Genomic DNA, 1109 nt, shown 5'->3' with positions numbered 1-1109 from the left:
ACGGGTGGTCTGTGATGAGTAGCCAGATTCCTGAGCCGCCGCCCAGTGCGGCGCATGTGAAAGCGGACAACGCGTCCCTGGGTGAACTGTTTGGTGATGTGACCCGGGACCTGTCCACCCTGATGCGCCAGGAAGTGGAGCTGGCCAAGGCCGAACTCAAACAATCCACCTCCCGGGCCGGGAAGGGCGCAGGCATGCTCGCCGGCGCCGGCGTGGGCGGACACTTCGTCCTGCTCTTCCTCTCCCTGGCCCTGATGTGGGCCCTGGGCGCCGTCATGGCCCTAGGCTGGGCCGCACTGATCGTCGCCGTGATCTGGGCGATCATCGCCGCGGTCCTGGCCTCGGTAGGCCGCAAGGAACTCAAGCAGATCAAGGGACTGCCCCAGACAGGGGAAACCCTCTCAGAAATTCCCCCAACCCTAAAACCAGGTGAGGTAAACCGATGAGCGAAAACCCCGACGTCATCCGAGCAGACATCGAAGCCACCCGGGCACGCCTGGGCACCAACGTGGACGCCGTGGCCGACAAAGTCACCCCGTCCAACATCGTCCACCGCCAAACCGACAAAGTCCGCGACGCCGTGACCGGGGTGAAGGAGAAAATCATGGGAGCCGCAGACACCGCCACCACCAAAGTCCACGACACAACCTCCACCGGCGCCGGGCACACCACCAACGCCATGCACTCAGCCGGCGACAGCCTCCACCAGGCAGGAGACACGGTCTCGGCCAAACTCTCCGACGCCGGCCACACCGTCAGCGCCGCCCCGGACCAGGTCAAAGCCAAAACCGCCGGCAACCCCCTGGCCGCAGGACTCATCGCCTTCGGCGCCGGGCTGCTGGTCTCCTCCCTGATCCCGGCAAGCCAGAAAGAACGCGAAGCCGCGGACCAACTCAAAACCGCAGCCCAGCCCCTGGCAACCCAGGTCACCGACGCCGCCAAAACCGTCGCCCAAGACCTCAAGGAACCCGCCCAGGAAGCCATGGAAAACGTCAAGGCCACCGCCACCGACGCCGCCCAAAACGTCAAAACCGAAGGCCAACAAGCCGCCACCGACGTCAAAGACCGCGCCACCGACGCCAAAGACAACGTCCAAAACACCTAACCCG

2 protein-coding genes are annotated in these 1109 nt (G+C 64.9%); both read left to right on the top strand.

From position 1 onward, the window contains the following. Positions 1–14 precede the first annotated feature (14 nt). Positions 15–446, top strand: coding sequence for a phage holin family protein (locus ACFO0G_RS19865; RefSeq protein ID WP_286400676.1), 432 nt, complete (start codon positions 15–17; stop codon positions 444–446). Further along, positions 443–1105, top strand: a complete 663-nt coding sequence (locus ACFO0G_RS19860; protein WP_376979800.1) for a DUF3618 domain-containing protein — start codon at positions 443–445, stop codon at positions 1103–1105. Before ACFO0G_RS19865 ends, ACFO0G_RS19860 begins: the two co-directional genes overlap by 4 nt. The last annotated feature ends 4 nt before the right edge of the window (positions 1106–1109 follow it).

The organism is Arthrobacter sedimenti (assembly GCF_042652025.1).
Classification (GTDB): domain Bacteria; phylum Actinomycetota; class Actinomycetes; order Actinomycetales; family Micrococcaceae; genus Arthrobacter; species Arthrobacter sedimenti.
Note: the sequence above shows the minus strand (reverse complement) of the source record. Positions and strands in the feature narration are given on the sequence as shown.

Excerpts from the sequence above, each read along its gene's own strand:
- ACFO0G_RS19865 (WP_286400676.1), top strand. The coding sequence starts at position 15 with ATGAGTAGCCAGATTCCTGAGCCGCCGCCCAGTGCGGCGCATGTGAAA.
- ACFO0G_RS19860 (WP_376979800.1), top strand. The coding sequence starts at position 443 with ATGAGCGAAAACCCCGACGTCATCCGAGCAGACATCGAAGCCACCCGG.